Consider the following 16545-nt stretch of genomic DNA (forward strand, 5'->3'; position numbering starts at 1 on the left):
GTAACTTGAGACGCGTTTCGTGTCCAAGTTACTTGTAGAGTTGAACACGGGCTAAAAGCTCGGAAAAAAGATAAATCTCCTTAACTTCATCGAAGCCTGCGTAGATTTCCTATTTTTCGATCGCTTTTAAACGCCTTTTGTATCATGTAATTGAATTCGGACGGAGGTCTGCGAAAAAAGATAGATTTCCTTGTGTTCATCGAACACATCGTCAATCTCCTATTTTTTCATTGCCCTTTGCGTCCTTAATATATTATATTCGAACACGGGCTAAAAGCTCGGAAAAAAGATAAATCTCCTTGGCTTCATCGAAGCCAGCGTCGATTTCCTATTTTTCAGTCGCTTTTTACGCCCTTAGTATCATAATTAGAATTGGAGAGGTCATGGCTGATGACAAGCTAAGAGCGACTCCTGCGGCTAGAAAGTTAGCGGATGATCTAGGGATCAACCTCTATGACGTTTCTGGCTCAGGTGCAAACGGTCGTGTCCACAAAGAAGACGTGGAAACTTATAAAGACACAAATGTGGTTCGCATTTCGCCACTTGCAAAACGAATTGCCCTCGAACATAACATTGCTTGGCAGGAAATCCAAGGAACAGGTCATCGTGGCAAGATCATGAAGAAGGACGTTTTGGCCTTGCTTCCTGAAAATATCGAAAACGACACCATCAAGTCTCCTGCTCAAATTGAAAAAGTGGAAGAAGTTCCAGACAATATCACTCCTTATGGTGAGATTGAGCGTATTCCAATGACACCAATGCGTAAGGTTATCGCGCAACGTATGGTTGAATCTTACCTAACTGCGCCAACTTTCACACTCAACTATGAAGTTGATATGACTGAAATGCTGGCTCTTCGTAAGAAGGTTCTTGAGCCAATTATGGAAGCAACTGGTAAGAAGACTACTGTAACAGACCTTCTTTCACTCGCTGTTGTGAAAACATTGATGAAACATCCTTACATCAACGCTTCATTGACAGAAGATGGCAAGACCATTATCACTCACAACTATGTCAACCTTGCTATGGCAGTTGGTATGGATAATGGATTGATGACACCTGTTGTCTATAATGCTGAAAAAATGAGCTTGTCAGAGTTAGTTGTAGCCTTTAAGGATGTGATTGGTCGTACTTTGGATGGTAAATTGGCTCCAAGTGAATTGCAAAATTCAACATTTACAATCAGTAACTTGGGTATGTTTGGTGTTCAGTCCTTTGGGCCAATCATCAACCAACCAAACTCAGCAATTCTCGGAGTTAGCTCAACAGTTGAGAAACCTGTCGTTGTTAATGGCGAAATTGTTATCCGGCCAATTATGAGTCTGGGCTTGACCATTGACCACCGTGTTGTCGACGGAATGGCTGGAGCTAAGTTTATGAAGGACTTGAAGGCTTTGATTGAAGATCCAATTTCGATGTTGGTATAAGATTTTATTTTCTTTGCTATTCTCAAAAGCAAAGAAGCGCTCAGCAAGTGAAAAACGAAATTAGAAAAGGAAATAAAGATGGCTTTAGAAGTAATTATGCCAAAAGCCGGCGTAGATATGACCGAAGGGCAAATTGTCCAATGGAATAAGAAAGTCGGCGAATTTGTCAAAGAAGGGGAAATCCTTCTGGAAATCATGACTGACAAGGTCAGCATGGAATTGGAAGCCGAAGAAGATGGATACTTGATTGCCATCCTCAAAGGAGATGGTGAAACTGTCCCTGTAACGGAAGTTATCGGTTACCTTGGGGAAGAAGGTGAAAACATCCCAACAGCCGGAGCGGCAGCACCAGAAGCTAGCCCAGGGCCTGCAGTTAGTGCCTCAAACGACGATGGCAAGAGCGATGATGCCTTTGATATCGTTGTGATTGGTGGGGGTCCTGCTGGATATGTAGCGGCCATTAAAGCAGCTCAACTCGGTGGTAAGGTTGCCCTTGTTGAGAAATCTGAACTCGGTGGAACCTGCTTGAACCGTGGCTGTATCCCAACCAAGACCTACCTTCACAACGCTGAAATCATTGAAAACCTTGGTCACGCTGCTAACCGGGGTATTATTATCGAAAATCCAAGCTTCTCAGTAGACATGGACAAGGTCCTTGAAACTAAAAACAAGGTCGTAAATACCCTTGTTGGCGGTGTTGCCGGTCTTCTCCGCAGCTACGGCGTAGATGTTCATAAGGGAATTGGTACCATTACTAAAGATAAGAATGTTTTAGTAAATGGTTCAGAATTGCTTGAAACCAAGAAAATCATCCTTGCTGGTGGTTCAAAAGTCAGCAAGATCAATGTTCCAGGTATGGAGTCATCTCTTGTGATGACCAGCGATGATATTTTAGAAATGAACGAAGTGCCTGAAAATCTGGTAATTATCGGTGGTGGTGTTGTCGGTATTGAGCTTGGACAAGCCTTCATGACATTTGGCTCAAAAGTCACTGTCATTGAAATGATGGACCGCATAGTACCAGCCATGGATGCGGAAGTTTCTAAAAACCTTCGTCTCATCTTGGAACGCAAGGGCATGACTATCCTTACTGAAACCAAGTTGGAAGAAATTATCGAGGAAAACGGCAAACTCCGTATCAAGGTTGAAGGAAAAGAAGATATTCTCGCAGATAAGGCTTTGCTTTCTATCGGACGTGTGCCAGACTTAGAAGGTATTGGTGAGGTCGAGTTTGAATTGGATCGCGGTCGTATCAAGGTCAATGAGTACATGGAAACTTCTGTTTCAGGTATTTACGCACCAGGAGATATCAATGGTACTAAGATGTTAGCTCACGCTGCCTTCCGTATGGGAGAAGTCGCTGCTGAAAATGCTCTGAAGGGTAACCATCATGTTGCTAAACTCAACCTGACACCTGCAGCTATCTACACCCTTCCTGAAGTAGCAGCAGTTGGTTTGACAGAAGAGCAAGCTCGTGAGAAATACGATGTAGCAATTGGTAAGTTTAACTTCGCTGCTAATGGTCGTGCTATCGCTTCAGATGCAGCTCAAGGCTTCGTTAAAGTCATTGCTGACAAGAAGTACGGAGAAGTGCTCGGTGTTCATATCATAGGTCCTGCAGCTGCAGAGTTGATCAATGAAGCATCAACCATCATCGAAATGGAAATCACTGTTGAAGAAATGCTTAAGACTATCCACGGTCACCCAACCTTCTCAGAAGTCATGTACGAAGCGTTTGCTGACGTACTGGGATTGGCAGTTCACTCACCTAAGAAAAAATAATTTAAAAGATAGATTAGACTGGGCATATATCATTGTTCCAGTCTCTATCGTATAAAGAGGAAGATTATGAAATACATTGTTAACTACTCAAATGATACAGCTTTTAATATTGCTCTGGAAGAATATGCTTTCAAACACCTCTTAGATGAGGATGAAATTTTCCTGCTCTGGATTAACAAGCCTTCTATCATCGTTGGGCGTCACCAAAATACCATCGAAGAAATCAACCGTGATTATGTTCGTGAGCATGGCATTGAAGTTGTGCGTCGTATCAGTGGAGGCGGAGCTGTTTATCACGATTTAAACAACCTAAATTACACCATTATCTCTAAGGAAAGCGAAGATCGTGCCTTTGACTTCAAGAGCTTCTCTACACCAGTTATCAATACCTTGGCAGAGCTTGGAGTAAAAGCTGAATTCACTGGCCGCAATGACCTGGAGATTGACGGTAAGAAGTTCTGTGGTAATGCACAAGCCTATATCAATGGCCGTATCATGCATCACGGTTGCCTGCTCTTTGATGTTGATTTGTCTGTCTTGGCAAATGCACTTAAAGTCTCTAAAGACAAATTCGAATCAAAAGGAGTTAAATCTGTTCGTGCTCGCGTGACAAATATTGTCAATGAATTGCCAGAAAAGATTACTGTCGAAGAATTCCGCGACCTACTTCTGGACTATATGAAGAAAGAATATCCAGAGATGACAGAATATGTCTTCTCTGAGAAAGAACTGGAAGAAATCAAGCAAATCAGAGATAGCAAGTTTGGAACTTGGGACTGGAACTATGGTAAATCACCTGAATACAATGTGCGTCGTGGCACCAAGTTTACCAGCGGTAAGGTAGAAATCTTTGCCAATGTTGTTGAATCCAAGATTCAGGATATTAAAATCTATGGAGACTTCTTTGGTATTGAAGACGTAGCAGCAGTAGAGGATGTGTTACGTGGTGTTAAATACGAACGAGAAGATGTCCTTGAAGCTCTTGAAACGATTGATATCAGCCGCTACTTTGCTGGAATCAGCAGAGAAGAGATTGCTGAAGCTGTTGTAGGGTAAAAATCTTTTAAATTTAAATCGAGAAGTAAAATCTTCTTGATTTTTTTATTATAAAAATAAAAAACATCCTTAGTTTGACAAGCTTTTCACAAAGTATTAAACTAAAAGAGAAGACAACGCCAATCAAGTTTATTAGAAAGGATTACTAGCTATGGATAAATTAAGCGGAAAAATTGCTTTAATTACTGGTGCAGCTGTTGGATTAGGTGAAGGAATTGCTCAAGTCTATGCCAAATATGGCGCAAAATTATGTCTTTTTGATTTAGATCCTCACGTCGAAGTAACTGCTCAGAAGTTAAGAGATCATTACCATCAAGATATTATTAGTTTTATAGGTGATGTTAGTAATAGACAAGACTTAGAAGAAGCAGTCACTCTAACACTTGAAAAGTTTGGTAGCCTAGATATTGCCTGTTGTAATGCTGGTATTTGTCGCTTGGCACCATTTGATCGAATGTCCGACCAAATTCGTGATCAGCATATTGACGTCAATATTAAAGGTGTATGGAATAGTTGCCAAGCTTCTTTAAAACCTATGCTAAAACAAGGATATGGTTCAATCGTCATAGCTTCTTCTGTCACTGGAGACCTTGTGGCAGATGCGGGGGAAGCGGCTTATGCAATGACAAAGTCAGCTCTTGTTGGTTTAACAAAAGCACTAGCAGTAGAATACGCCCACAAAAATATTCGGATAAACTGTACTCAATTAGGCTATGCTCGAACACCCATGGTTGAAAAAATGGCTCTTGAATCTAATCCTATTAATCCAGAAGAACCTATCCAAGATATTGCTTCAGCAGTCCCAATGAAAAGATTGGCAAAACCAACAGAAGTTGGCGAGTTGTTTGCTTTTCTAGGTAGTGATGAATCTTCTTATCTAACCGGTTCTCAAATTGTAATTGATGGAGGCAGCACTCTTCCAGAAACGCTAAGTATGGGGACAAATCATTAATTAAGCAAAAAACATTACATAATAATAATTATGTAATGTTTTTTGCTATAATTTGTCCAAAGCATTCTTTTGCTCGTCGTTGACAATATGGGTGTAGAGGTCCGTTACCTGAGTACTAGCATGCCCTAGCTGGTGACTGACGAGAACTTGAGATTTGGTTGCATCGTATAAACGTGTAGCAAGTGTGTGGCGGAGTTTGTGTGGCGTCACTCGCACCTTGAAATCCTCAGAATACTTAGCTACCATTTTTTCGACACTGGAAGCATCGATTCGATTAGGAGTGCCACGGTATTCAGTCAAAAAGAAGGCTGTATCAGTCTTTTCGGCCTTGTATCGTTTGCTCCGAATGCTCAGATACTCTTCTAAATAGGGCTTAGCAAAAGCAGCAACATTGACAGAGTCCCTTTTTCCGCCTTTTCTAGTCACTTCAATGACCATCATCTTTAGATTGATGTCTTTCAGATCCAGATTGACAGCTTCAGACAGACGAACACCAGAGGCTAGTAGCAAGGCAATGATGGCTAAATCTCGTTCTTTGTTCTTGTTGAAGGAGGATAGCGCACGGTTAGAGAGCTTCTTAGTGTACTCCCTATCAATATACTGGAGGAATTCTTCTGTCTCATCTCCTAAAAAGAGCTTCTGCTTAATATTCTCTGCACGAGCAGCCAGAGTTTCCTTTTTCTTCTTGGTAGCAACTTTTTTCATCACATTTCGATAGAAGTAGGGCTCACCCTGCTCGTTTTCCACTTCCTCAGTCAAATACTTATAGAGACTAGACAAAGCAGAAAGTGTTCGGTTAATGGTTGTCTGCGAAACACCGTTTTGGGTGGTATGAGCATTGAGAAGCGGGCGCTCTCGCAGATACAGAATAAAAGCTTCCATGTCTTTCTTGCTCATATTTTCCAAGATCGAGAGAGGAATCTCAGCAATATGGGAAGCATCCGTGATACCAGATTCTAGCACCCAATTAAAAAAGCGATCATATTCTTTGAGATATTCGTATAAGGTTGTAAAACTATAAGGTACCGCCAGCTTAGACTGGTAATATTCCAGAATGTACCAGGGCATAGTGGCCTTAAGTCTATCAATTCTTTCTAATAACAGTTCACGTCTCATCATATTTCTCCGTTTTTTCTATAAAAGTAGTATAGCATATCTAGATATATTTTTCAAGAAAATTATAGTTTTTCGGAAAGATGTAAGAGGGCATATATAGTCCAACTTTATTACAAAAACAGATAATAAAAACAAGGCAGAATTGAGAAACTACATTCTGCCTTGTTTTAGCAAAACTTATTCTTCTAATTCGATTTTTTGAAAATAATCCAGTTGCCATTTTTGTGTTGCCTGAGCTGTTTTATTTAATTTTGTACACCAGGGTGGATAAAATCGCATAGCCATCTTTCCCTTACAACTCTTTGTAGAGAGAATTTTTTTACTGATAGCCAACCTCTTTGGGAATGATAAATAAACCGCAATGATGATCGTCGATGACGACAATAACCAGTTCATCCCCCAAGTCTTCATCTGTATAAGGAATATTCTTGTTGTCTTGGTCTTTTTTCCAAAAGACTGTAAAGTAGCCTTCTTTTTTGGATGTTTTCTTTGCCAAACGGCATCTTTTATATGCTTGATCATCCTTTGGTATAATCAATATGCTTTCATAGTCTTCATTCCATTTTTCATTTATCAGATCAAATTCACCATAATACCTATGAAGAATATCCGTCATTTTCATTGTTTCTTGTCTTTCTTAATCTAAATTTTTTCCTCACAGATAATTCTTGAGCATTACTTGCAAATTTTTTACCTAATTAAAATTATGTAAAAAATCACAAAAATAAAAACTCTCTAATCAAATCAATTACCTGTTCATTTTGTGGTAGAGATGAGTGATGGGCATCCTTGCCTACGATGACTACTTCTCTGTGTGAAGCAATCTTTCCTTTATAAATCAAGCTCCCAGCCTCTACACTGCTTTTATGGACAATTCCGTCACCGTCTCGGAAAAAGATTCCCATAATTGACAAATGTTGCAACTTCTTAGGTAGATTTTCTTGGTGAGATATGAAGTCATCTAGCATCGCAACTCGATGATTGATGTTTTTCTTATTCAGATTATAAGGACTACCAATAGTCAGGAGCTTTTCCATCTCTAGCTCAGAGTGGTTTGCAAGGTATTGCTGCAGGAATACTGTATAAATTAGACCACCGTTAGAATGCCCCAGCGCTTTAAAGCTGTTAAAAGAATACTTCTCTCTTAAAACTGTTAAAGCAGTGTCAAACATTGCCGCCTGCTGCTTGATATTTTCATAACCGTCACGATTATTTTGAAATCCAACTACAAAAATAGGATTTCTGTCCTTGCGCTTCAAATGCCCTCGGTAAGTCATGTGTCCATCATTCCAGACTTTGATACGGACAAGGCTATGATGTGGATGCTGATTGCGGTTGAGCTTTTTAACCATTCGATTAAAGCGATTTTCCGTTGCAGAACTACCCGGAATCATGATAATGGGGCGTATTTCGACCTTGCTGGCAGGTAGATGAGAAATAGGGTGGCTAGGCAGCTTATTCAATAATTTTTGAAATGTTTTAGCAAGTCGATGAATCAATTGAGTCAAAAAAGGCTTCATTCTAGTCTCCGTATCTGAATCTGATGTTTCCAAAAACAAGCCACATAAAACTTAGTTATGCGACTTGTTTTTTGTTATTACTTCCGCTTCTTCTTGTTTTTCTTCATTTGCTTAGCCATTTTGTTCATACTTCGACGCATCAGAAACTCTCCGGCCTTCCCTTTTAGGCCACCACCAAACATTTGGCTCATATCTGGCATACCAGCTCCTCCCAAAGCTGACATATCCGGCATACCACCTTGTCCCATCATGCCTTCCAGGGCTGAAATATCTGGCATTGAACCGCCTCCAGGCATGTTTTTAGGCATATTGTTTGGATTGAGTCCCATTTGCTTCATCATCTTGCTCATGTCACCAGAGAGAACGCCTTGCATTAATTGTTTAGACTGATTGAAATCTTTGATAAATTTATTGACGTCTACAAAGCTGTTTCCTGAGCCATTGGCAATTCGACGACGACGGCTAGGTGTCAATAAATCAGGATTTTCACGTTCTTCAGGTGTCATTGAAGATACAATGGCACGCTTGCGGGCAATTTCTCTTTCATCGACCTTAAAGTTTTTAAGAGCAGGGTTACTAGCCATACCAGGTAGCATTTTGATCAAATCTTCCATGGGCCCCATGCCTTGCACTTGGTCTAATTGATCAATGAAATCATTGAAATCAAAGGTGTTTTCCCGCATCTTTTCAGCCATTTCAAGCGATTTTTTCTCATCGTATTCTTGAGAGGCTTTTTCGATCAGAGTCAGCATGTCCCCCATACCCAAAATCCGGCTGGACATACGGTCTGGGTGGAAGGTTTCGATATCAGTGATCTTTTCACCAGTACCAGTAAATTTAATAGGCTTACCAGTAATCTGACGGACAGATAGAGCTGCACCACCACGGGTATCACCATCAATCTTAGTCAGGATAACCCCGGTCACTTCTAGTTGGCTGTTAAATTCTCGAGCGACATTAGCTGCTTCCTGACCAATCATGGCATCGACAACTAAGAGGATTTCATTGGGATTAGCCAGCGCTTTGACATCTGACAGCTCCTGCATGAGCTTTTCGTCAATCTGAAGACGACCAGCCGTATCAATCAGGACATAGTCGTTGTGGTTGGCTTTGGCTTGCTCCAAACCTTGACGGACAATCTCAACAGCCGGAACTTCCGTACCTAAGGCAAAGACTGGTACATCAATTTGCTGTCCCAGTGTTTTCAGCTGATCAATAGCCGCTGGCCGGTAAATATCTGCCGCAATCATGAGCGGGCGAGCCTTTTCTTCTTTCTTGAGCTTATTAGCAAGCTTTCCAGCAAAGGTGGTCTTACCAGCCCCTTGTAAACCGACCATCATGATAATAGTCGGAATCTTTGGTGATTTGATAATTTCAGCAGTATCAGAGCCCAGGATAGTTGTCAGCTCTTCGTCAACAATCTTGATAATCTGTTGAGCTGGGTTGAGGGTATCGATAACCTCGTGACCGACCGCACGCTCACGGACTTTCTTGATAAAGTCTTTGACAACTGGCAGAGCAACGTCGGCTTCTAAAAGGGCTAGACGAATCTCTTTGGTTGCTTCCTGTACATCACTCTCTGAGATTTTTCCTTTTCTGCGCAGATTTTTAAAGACGTTTTGCAGACGTTCTGTTAAACTTTCAAATGCCATTTTTTATTTCTCCTAGTTTCTATTTCAATCAATTTAGTGGAAATCGTCCATGACGACTTAAACATTGGTATTCTTTTGTAGAGAGTTCTTTCATAATCTCATTTGGATATCCCCAGCAACTGAATCCTAATTTCATCGCTTTAGAAAGATCGTCGGGGGAGATGATTTGCACTCTGGCAGGGAAAGGTTCTTCCGACTCCAATAACCAGCAAGACATTCCCTTATAGATAACTTGTCTTGCCATGATTAGTCTCTGTTATCAATGCTGGATAGAGTTGCAATTTGCTCTTGCAAGAAACCATCTTTAGGATACTTTTCAGCGATTTCCTCCAGGATTTGGCTCCTAACAATGTAGTCAGAATACATATGTAACTTCATTTCATAGTCTTCTAAAATTTTCTCTGTTCGTTTGATATTATCATAGACTGCCTGACGGCTGACACCAAATTCTTCAGCTATTTCAGCAAGACTATAATCATCCGCATAATATAGCTCAATATAATTCATTTGTTTATCTGTCAATAGAGCAGCATAAAATTCAAACAGAGCATTCATACGATTGGTTTTTTCGATTTCCATAAGAAATATTATACCAAAAAAGGCTGATAAACTCTAGTTACTCACAGTGGAAATGACTTTTCTTTCGCAAATGTTTTAAGGTAATTCAAATTCATCTTTTTCGGGTTTTAAAAACACCCTTGTATTTTTTAGGGTGTGACGTAATTATAATTATGTAAATTAGTTGTTTTCTAAATAAAATTCAAAACGTTCGCCGACATATTGACTTTTTACATACTCAAAGGCTGTTCCATCTTCAAAATAAGATACTTGTGTCAAAGCCAGAATGGCATGACCTCTTGGAATCCCAAGATAATGGGCGATTTTTTCCTTAGCCAAGCGGGCGTATATCGTTTGTTGGGATTTGCCAATTTTATAACCATGTTCTTGAAGAGTTTGAAAGAAATGACTGGTAATCTCTTCTTTGTTGAAATTTTTAATAAACTTTTCTGGTATTGAAGCTACTTCGTATACTACTGGTAGCTTATCTGCGTAGCGAACCCGCTCCATTCGAATAATATTTTCAGTTTTGTTTATTCCTAGCTTTTCGACTTCTTGTTTGCTTGGTAGAGTTCGTCGATAGGAAATCAACTGACTGGAAGGTGTCTTACCCTGAGACTTCATAATCTCAGTAAAGCTGGTAGTGCCTCTCATTTTTTCCTGGACGCGCGTGCTGGCAACAAATGTTCCGCTCCCAACCCGTCGTTCCAGCACTCCTTCTTCTACAAGGAGTGTGATAGCTTGTCGAAGAGTCATACGACTAACTTGAAAAGTCTCAGCTAAGTCTCGCTCACTGGGCAATCTCTGTCCGATTTGCCAGACTTCTTCATCAATTTCTTTTTTGATTTGATCATGAATTTGTAAATAAGCAGGGAGCATAGTGATCTCCTTTTGGATTTCCTTTTAAAAATATTGTATTATCAATCGAAATAAAAGTCAACATTTACTTCATGGCATTGGAAAAAGCCTCTCTTTTATGATAGAATAAGGAAAAATAAATTTCTTTTAGGGAAGGAAAAAGATGACTAAATCTGAATTGCAAGATGTCGAAAAAATTATCGTATTGGACTACGGTAGCCAGTACAACCAGCTCATCTCTCGTCGGATTCGTGAAATTGGGGTATTTTCTGAATTAAAGAGTAATAAAATTTCCGCTGCAGAGGTAAAAGAGATCAATCCTGTCGGAATTATTCTTTCTGGTGGACCAAACTCTGTTTATGAAGACGGTTCCTTTGATATTGATCCTGAAATTTTTGAGTTAGGTATTCCTATCTTGGGAATTTGCTATGGTATGCAACTTCTGACTCATAAATTAGGAGGTAAGGTGGTTCCAGCTGGTGATGCTGGAAACCGCGAATACGGTCAGTCTAAATTGACTCGCACGTCTTCTCCTCTTTTTGACAGTACACCTGAAGAACAATTGGTTCTTATGAGCCATGGAGATGCGGTAACTGAAATCCCTGCTGACTTTGTCCGCACTGGTACTTCTGTTGACTGTCCTTTTGCAGCTATTGAACATCCTGCTAAGAAGATTTATGGGATTCAATTCCACCCTGAAGTTCGCCATTCTGAGTTTGGCTACGATATTCTTCGCAACTTTGCTCTAAATATCTGTGGAGCCAAAGGCGACTGGTCAATGGATAATTTCATTGATATGCAGATCAAACAAATCCGTGAGACTGTTGGTGACAAGCGCGTCCTTCTCGGTCTATCAGGTGGGGTTGATTCTTCTGTGGTTGGCGTTCTTTTGCAAAAAGCTATTGGCGACCAATTGATCTGTATCTTTGTTGACCACGGTCTTTTGCGTAAGGGTGAAGCTGATCAAGTTATGGAAATGTTGGGCGGAAAATTCGGGCTAAATATCGTCAAAGCAGACGCTGCTAAACGTTTCCTCGATAAACTCGCTGGTGTTTCTGATCCAGAACAAAAACGCAAAATCATCGGGAATGAATTTGTCTATGTCTTTGACGACGAAGCCAGCAAACTGAAAGATGTAAAATTCTTGGCACAAGGAACTCTGTATACCGATGTGATTGAATCTGGTACTGATACCGCTCAGACTATTAAGTCTCACCATAACGTGGGTGGTCTGCCTGAAGATATGCAGTTTGAACTGATTGAACCGCTGAACACGCTTTATAAGGACGAAGTTCGTACTTTGGGTTCAGAGCTTGGTATGCCTGATGAAATCGTCTGGCGCCAACCGTTCCCAGGCCCAGGTCTTGCTATTCGTGTTATGGGAGAAATCACTGAAGAGAAATTAGAAACTGTTCGTGAGTCTGATGCTATTCTTCGTGAAGAAATCGCTAAGGCCGGTCTTGACCGCGATATTTGGCAGTATTTCACCGTTAATACAGGTGTTCGTTCTGTTGGTGTTATGGGAGACGGACGCACATACGACTACACAATTGCTATTCGTGCTATCACTTCTATCGATGGCATGACAGCTGACTTTGCCAAGATTCCTTGGGAAGTCTTACAAAAAATTTCTGTTCGTATCGTAAACGAAGTAGACCACGTCAACCGCATCGTCTATGATATCACAAGCAAACCACCTGCAACTGTAGAGTGGGAATAGAATCAAACTAAAAAAGCGTAGGAAAGAAAACGTCCTACGCTTTTAAGTTGATTTTTTGCTTTTCTACTCTAACCCACTCAGGTATTCATAGCGCTCGTATTTTTCCAGCAGTTTTTCGTTCTGCTCATCTAGTTCTTGCTGGAGTTCAGACAGGCGAGCAAAGTCAGAGCCATTCTCCTGCATGGCCGCTTCAATCTCAGCAATTCGCCCCTCCAGCGCCTCGATATCGGCCTCGATAGTCTCCCACTCCTGCTTCTCAAAATAGGTCATGCGCTTTTTATCCTCACGCACTTTGGTAGATTTTTCCTTTTCAGTCTTTTGGGAAATAGCAGAGCTTTCTGCTAGAAAGGCTTTTTCATCTAAGTAATCGGTGTAATTTCCGAAAAACTCTCTGACACCTCCATCTTCAAAAGCTAAAATCTTGCTGGCTACCTTGTCTAGGAAATAACGGTCGTGGCTGACTGTAATAACTGGCCCGGCAAAGCCTTGTAGAAAGTTTTCTAACACCGTCAAAGTCGCAATATCCAAATCATTGGTCGGCTCGTCAAGAAGCAAGACATTGGGCTTTTCCAAGAGAAGCTTGAGCAGATAAAGTCGTTTTTTCTCTCCACCAGATAGCTTTTCAATCAAAGTCCCATGAGTAGATCGAGGAAAGAGAAACTGCTCCAAGAGTTCTGCAATGGAAGTCGTTCCACTGCCTATCTTGACTTCCTCAGCAACTTCTTGCAGATAATTAATGACACGCTTAGACTCATCCAAGCCCTCAATCTGCTGAGAGAAATAGGCTACTCGAACCGTCTCTCCGATAATGAGCTGACCAGCCTGAGGCCGAAGTTTTCCCGCAATCAGATTGAGCAAGGTTGACTTGCCGACTCCATTATCTCCGACAATCCCAATGCGGTCCTTGTTCTGGATTAAAAGATTAAACTGAGAGAGAATAGTCTTCTGGTCATAAGCAAAGTCCACGTTTTGAAACTCGATAACCTTCTTTCCGATACGGCTGGTTTCAAAGTTCATTTCCAGATTGCTGTCAATCGTCTGACCGGCCAAATCTTTCTTGAGATCATGGAAACGATTGATACGAGCCTGCTGCTTAGTTGCCCGAGCCTGAGGCTGACGCCGCATCCAAGAAAGCTCCTGCTTGTATAGCTGCTGCTTCTTATGGAGTAAGGCTGCATCCCGTTCATCCTGCTCTGCCTTGAGACGGACATAGTCTTGATAATTTCCCTGGTATTCAATCAAGCGACCGCCATCTAACTCAAAAATTCGAGTTGAAATATTATCCAAGAAATAGCGATCATGGGTGATGAAAAGCACGGTCTTCTTAGAATTTTTCAAGAAATGGGTCAGCCATTCAATGGTATCAATATCTAGGTGGTTGGTCGGCTCATCTAGCAAGAGCAAATCAGCATCGCCTAAGAGAACCTGGGCCAGCTGCACTCGGCGACGAAGGCCTCCTGATAACTGGCCAACCTTGAGAGATAGATTTGTCAGACCAAGCTTGGACAGGACCGTCTTGACCTGACTTTCGATCTCCCAAGCATGCAGCGAGTCCATCTCAGCCATAACCGCTTCTAGCCTAGACTGCTGACTTTCATCATAAGCCGTCAGGAGCAGCTCATAGTCTCGAATCAACTGCATTTCCCGTAAATCACTGGATAGAACAGTGTCAAGCACTGTCTGCTCTTCATCGAAATCAGGCTCCTGAGTCAGGTAAGCAATCTTATAGCCTGTCTTAGCAGAAAAAGGGCTGACATCTCCGTCAAAGCCCGACTTGCCCGACAAGACATCCAGCAGTGTTGTCTTTCCTGTTCCATTGACACCAATCAGACCAATCCGATCCAGGTCATGAATGATAAAGGAAATATCCCGAAAAACAGTCTTATCTCCTACTGATTTGGTTAGCTTGTCAACGATAAAATCGCTCATTTTCTCTCCTTGATATAGGCGTAAATAGCCTCTAGATCATTAGGCAAACGGCCGTCTACAATAGCGTATTCCAACTCTTTCAGAATTTGGCCAAGTTTTGGTCCGGGCTTAAAGCCAAAATCCTGTATCAGCATGCCACCATTGACCACCATTTCCTGCTTGTTATGAATAGTCAGACTGGCATCAAGATTTTGAATGGCAGAGAAATCAACTGGTAGACCTTGCGCCTGACGAAGTTCTTCTGCTTGTAGCAATAAGTCTATATCGTAATCATAGCAGTCACGCTTGGTCAAGTCCCGTTCTGAGCGAATCGTCACAATTTCAACAATATCTGCTACTCTTTTGGCAAATTCACGAGAGGTCTTCCAGTCTTTTAGAAAACCTTTGACATTTTGCACATCCAAGGCTAGCAAAAGTGCTGCCCAAGCCTGCTCGGACGCTGAAAAACGAAAATCTGAAGCCAACTCAAACAGTCGTTCCAAGTTAGCTCTACTTCCTTTCAAATCTGGCAAAAATTCTATTGCATTGCTTTTTAAGAGTGACTCTAATCCTTTGCGCCAATACGGAGCCAGCAGTAGCTTGTCAAACTCGATAAAAATTCGTTCAACTGAAATTTTTTCCAGCAAAGGAGCGCAATTCTTCATAGCTAGGAAAGTATCTTGCTCCAAATCAAAATCCAAGGCAGCCTGAAAACGAAAGCCCCGCATGATACGGAGAGCATCTTCATTAAAACGCTCTGCAGCTGTCCCAACGGCCCGCAAAATCCGATTTTCCAAGTCATTTAGCCCCTGGAAAAGATCGATGACTTGACCGTTTTCATCCAAAGCTAGGGCGTTGATTGTAAAATCTCGCCGCTTGAGATCTTCCACCAAAGAACGCACAAAAGAAACCTTACTAGGTCTGCGGTAGTCCACATAGACATCCTCAGTCCGGAAAGTTGTTACCTCATATTCACGGTTATTTTCCAGAACCAAGACGGTTCCATGCTCAATCCCCACATCAACCGTACGGTCAAAGATACGCTTGGTTTCCTCGGGATAGCTGGAGCTGGCAATATCCACATCGTGAATAGGTCGTTTCAAAAGGGCATCTCGAACAGAGCCCCCAACAAAATAAGCTTCAAAGCCAGCAGCTTTTATCTTCTCTAATACTGGCAAAGCCTCCTGAAATTCAGAAGGCAGAGTTTCTAATCTCATAGTAAATGTTCCAATCCATAGACTAATTCTGAGCGTTTGACAACTTCTTTAATGGCCAGATTAACCCCTGTCATAAAGGAAGCTCGGTCATAGGAATCATGTCGCAGGGTCAATCCCTCTCCCCGGCTGCCAAAGATTACTTCTTGGTGAGCAACCAGACCTGGCAAGCGAACCGAATGGATACGCATGCCATCGAAATCAGCTCCGCGAGCGCCAGCTATGGACTCTTCCTCATCAGTAGCTCCCTGTTGCTTGCTAGGTCTAACTTGGCTGATAAGCTCGGCTGTCTTGATGGCCGTCCCGCTCGGTGCATCCTTTTTCTGGTCGTGATGTAGCTCAATAATTTCTACATTAGGGAAATACTTGGCAGCCTGAGCTGCAAATTGCATCAGCAAAACGGCTCCCAATGCAAAATTCGGAGCAATCAATCCACCTAACTTCTTTTCCTTAGATAGTGTGATTAACTCTTCCAACTGCTCAGGAGTAAAACCTGTCGTTCCGACCACTGGACAAAATCCCTGTTCTAGAGCGAAGCGTGTATTTTCATAAGCTACTTTAGGGGTCGTAAAATCAACCCAGACATGGGCTTCCAGCCCAGTCAATTCTTCCTTTGCGTCGAAAACAGGAACTCCTGCCACTTCTTTTTCGTCCGTAAAAGGATCCAGTAACCCAACTAATTCTAGTTCAGGATCTTCTGTCACCATTTTGTAGGCTGCTTGGCCCATTTTACCTTTGAAGCCTGCAATGATTACTTTAATTCCCATCTGCATCTCCTTTTT

At 41.7% G+C, this 16545-nt stretch carries 14 protein-coding genes and 1 pseudogene; 5 read left to right on the forward strand and 10 right to left on the reverse strand.

Features of this window, described 5'->3' with window-relative positions:
- The first annotated feature begins 383 nt into the window (after positions 1–383).
- The 4 genes from O3640_RS03430 (at position 384) to ucpA (ending at position 5217) form a co-directional block, all read left to right on the forward strand.
- Positions 384–1427: a dihydrolipoamide acetyltransferase gene (locus tag O3640_RS03430; RefSeq protein WP_061600429.1), complete on the forward strand. Its 1044-nt coding sequence runs from the start codon at positions 384–386 to the stop codon at positions 1425–1427.
- A gap of 78 nt (positions 1428–1505) precedes the next feature.
- Complete coding sequence (gene lpdA, locus O3640_RS03435; protein WP_045634830.1) at positions 1506–3209, forward strand: dihydrolipoyl dehydrogenase; 1704 nt, start codon at positions 1506–1508, stop codon at positions 3207–3209.
- 66 nt (positions 3210–3275) lie between these two features.
- Positions 3276–4265, forward strand: a complete 990-nt coding sequence (locus tag O3640_RS03440) for a lipoate--protein ligase (protein WP_061585046.1) — start codon at positions 3276–3278, stop codon at positions 4263–4265.
- A gap of 151 nt (positions 4266–4416) precedes the next feature.
- Positions 4417–5217 carry an SDR family oxidoreductase UcpA gene (gene ucpA, locus O3640_RS03445; RefSeq protein ID WP_125397046.1) on the forward strand — a complete coding sequence of 267 codons (801 nt, stop codon included), beginning with the start codon at positions 4417–4419 and terminating at the stop codon, positions 5215–5217.
- A 45-nt stretch (positions 5218–5262) separates the two neighbouring features.
- On the opposite strand, the gene xerS is transcribed toward ucpA, so the two are convergent.
- From xerS to O3640_RS03480, 7 genes and pseudogenes are all read right to left on the reverse strand, one after another.
- Positions 5263–6333, reverse strand: coding sequence for a tyrosine recombinase XerS (gene xerS, locus O3640_RS03450; protein WP_045634833.1), 1071 nt, complete (start codon positions 6331–6333; stop codon positions 5263–5265).
- 177 nt (positions 6334–6510) lie between these two features.
- Positions 6511–6955, reverse strand: a pseudogene (locus tag O3640_RS03455) (MepB family protein).
- Between the two features lie 94 nt (positions 6956–7049).
- Positions 7050–7853 carry an alpha/beta hydrolase gene (locus tag O3640_RS03460; RefSeq protein ID WP_125397044.1) on the reverse strand — a complete coding sequence of 268 codons (804 nt, stop codon included), beginning with the start codon at positions 7851–7853 and terminating at the stop codon, positions 7050–7052.
- 77 nt (positions 7854–7930) lie between these two features.
- Positions 7931–9505 carry a signal recognition particle protein gene (gene ffh / locus O3640_RS03465; RefSeq protein ID WP_125397043.1) on the reverse strand — a complete coding sequence of 525 codons (1575 nt, stop codon included), beginning with the start codon at positions 9503–9505 and terminating at the stop codon, positions 7931–7933.
- Between the two features lie 28 nt (positions 9506–9533).
- Positions 9534–9749 (reverse strand): hypothetical protein, encoded by a 216-nt coding sequence (locus O3640_RS03470; RefSeq protein WP_061583394.1) that lies wholly within the window; start codon positions 9747–9749, stop codon positions 9534–9536.
- A gap of 2 nt (positions 9750–9751) precedes the next feature.
- On the reverse strand, positions 9752–10084 hold the full coding sequence (locus O3640_RS03475; protein ID WP_061583395.1) for a putative DNA-binding protein: 333 nt from the start codon (positions 10082–10084) through the stop codon (positions 9752–9754).
- A 159-nt stretch (positions 10085–10243) separates the two neighbouring features.
- Complete coding sequence (locus O3640_RS03480) at positions 10244–10942, reverse strand: GntR family transcriptional regulator (RefSeq protein ID WP_045502937.1); 699 nt, start codon at positions 10940–10942, stop codon at positions 10244–10246.
- A gap of 142 nt (positions 10943–11084) precedes the next feature.
- Between O3640_RS03480 and guaA the strand changes: the two genes are divergently transcribed.
- A complete protein-coding gene (guaA, locus tag O3640_RS03485) occupies positions 11085–12641 on the forward strand; it encodes a glutamine-hydrolyzing GMP synthase (RefSeq protein WP_008808689.1) in 1557 nt (518 codons plus the stop codon).
- Between the two features lie 63 nt (positions 12642–12704).
- On the opposite strand, the gene O3640_RS03490 is transcribed toward guaA, so the two are convergent.
- From O3640_RS03490 to dapB, 3 genes are read right to left on the reverse strand one after another with little or no spacing between them, the layout of a single operon-like run.
- Complete coding sequence (locus tag O3640_RS03490) at positions 12705–14570, reverse strand: ABC-F family ATP-binding cassette domain-containing protein (RefSeq protein ID WP_195321699.1); 1866 nt, start codon at positions 14568–14570, stop codon at positions 12705–12707.
- Positions 14567–15766: a CCA tRNA nucleotidyltransferase gene (locus O3640_RS03495; RefSeq protein ID WP_008808691.1), complete on the reverse strand. Its 1200-nt coding sequence runs from the start codon at positions 15764–15766 to the stop codon at positions 14567–14569. The genes O3640_RS03490 and O3640_RS03495 overlap by 4 nt, the downstream gene beginning before the upstream one ends.
- Positions 15763–16530, reverse strand: a complete 768-nt coding sequence (gene dapB, locus O3640_RS03500; protein ID WP_195321700.1) for a 4-hydroxy-tetrahydrodipicolinate reductase — start codon at positions 16528–16530, stop codon at positions 15763–15765. The genes O3640_RS03495 and dapB overlap by 4 nt, the downstream gene beginning before the upstream one ends.
- Positions 16531–16545 lie beyond the last annotated feature (15 nt).

Origin of the sequence: Streptococcus sp. 27098_8_75 (assembly GCF_041432475.1) — a bacterium.
In the GTDB taxonomy this organism is placed as follows: Bacteria; Bacillota; Bacilli; order Lactobacillales; family Streptococcaceae; genus Streptococcus; species Streptococcus gordonii.

Bases quoted from the DNA above. Each gene is read 5' to 3' on its own strand.
- guaA (WP_008808689.1), top strand. From the start codon at position 11,085: ATGACTAAATCTGAATTGCAAGATGTCGAAAAAATTATCGTATTGGAC.
- O3640_RS03430 (WP_061600429.1), top strand. From the start codon at position 384: ATGGCTGATGACAAGCTAAGAGCGACTCCTGCGGCTAGAAAGTTAGCG.
- ffh (WP_125397043.1), bottom strand. From the start codon at position 9,505: ATGGCATTTGAAAGTTTAACAGAACGTCTGCAAAACGTCTTTAAAAAT.
- O3640_RS03490 (WP_195321699.1), bottom strand. From the start codon at position 14,570: ATGAGCGATTTTATCGTTGACAAGCTAACCAAATCAGTAGGAGATAAG.
- O3640_RS03470 (WP_061583394.1), bottom strand. From the start codon at position 9,749: ATGGCAAGACAAGTTATCTATAAGGGAATGTCTTGCTGGTTATTGGAG.
- xerS (WP_045634833.1), bottom strand. From the start codon at position 6,333: ATGAGACGTGAACTGTTATTAGAAAGAATTGATAGACTTAAGGCCACT.
- O3640_RS03495 (WP_008808691.1), bottom strand. From the start codon at position 15,766: ATGAGATTAGAAACTCTGCCTTCTGAATTTCAGGAGGCTTTGCCAGTA.
- O3640_RS03440 (WP_061585046.1), top strand. From the start codon at position 3,276: ATGAAATACATTGTTAACTACTCAAATGATACAGCTTTTAATATTGCT.
- lpdA (WP_045634830.1), top strand. From the start codon at position 1,506: ATGGCTTTAGAAGTAATTATGCCAAAAGCCGGCGTAGATATGACCGAA.
- O3640_RS03475 (WP_061583395.1), bottom strand. From the start codon at position 10,084: ATGGAAATCGAAAAAACCAATCGTATGAATGCTCTGTTTGAATTTTAT.
- O3640_RS03460 (WP_125397044.1), bottom strand. From the start codon at position 7,853: ATGAAGCCTTTTTTGACTCAATTGATTCATCGACTTGCTAAAACATTT.
- dapB (WP_195321700.1), bottom strand. From the start codon at position 16,530: ATGGGAATTAAAGTAATCATTGCAGGCTTCAAAGGTAAAATGGGCCAA.
- ucpA (WP_125397046.1), top strand. From the start codon at position 4,417: ATGGATAAATTAAGCGGAAAAATTGCTTTAATTACTGGTGCAGCTGTT.
- O3640_RS03480 (WP_045502937.1), bottom strand. From the start codon at position 10,942: ATGCTCCCTGCTTATTTACAAATTCATGATCAAATCAAAAAAGAAATT.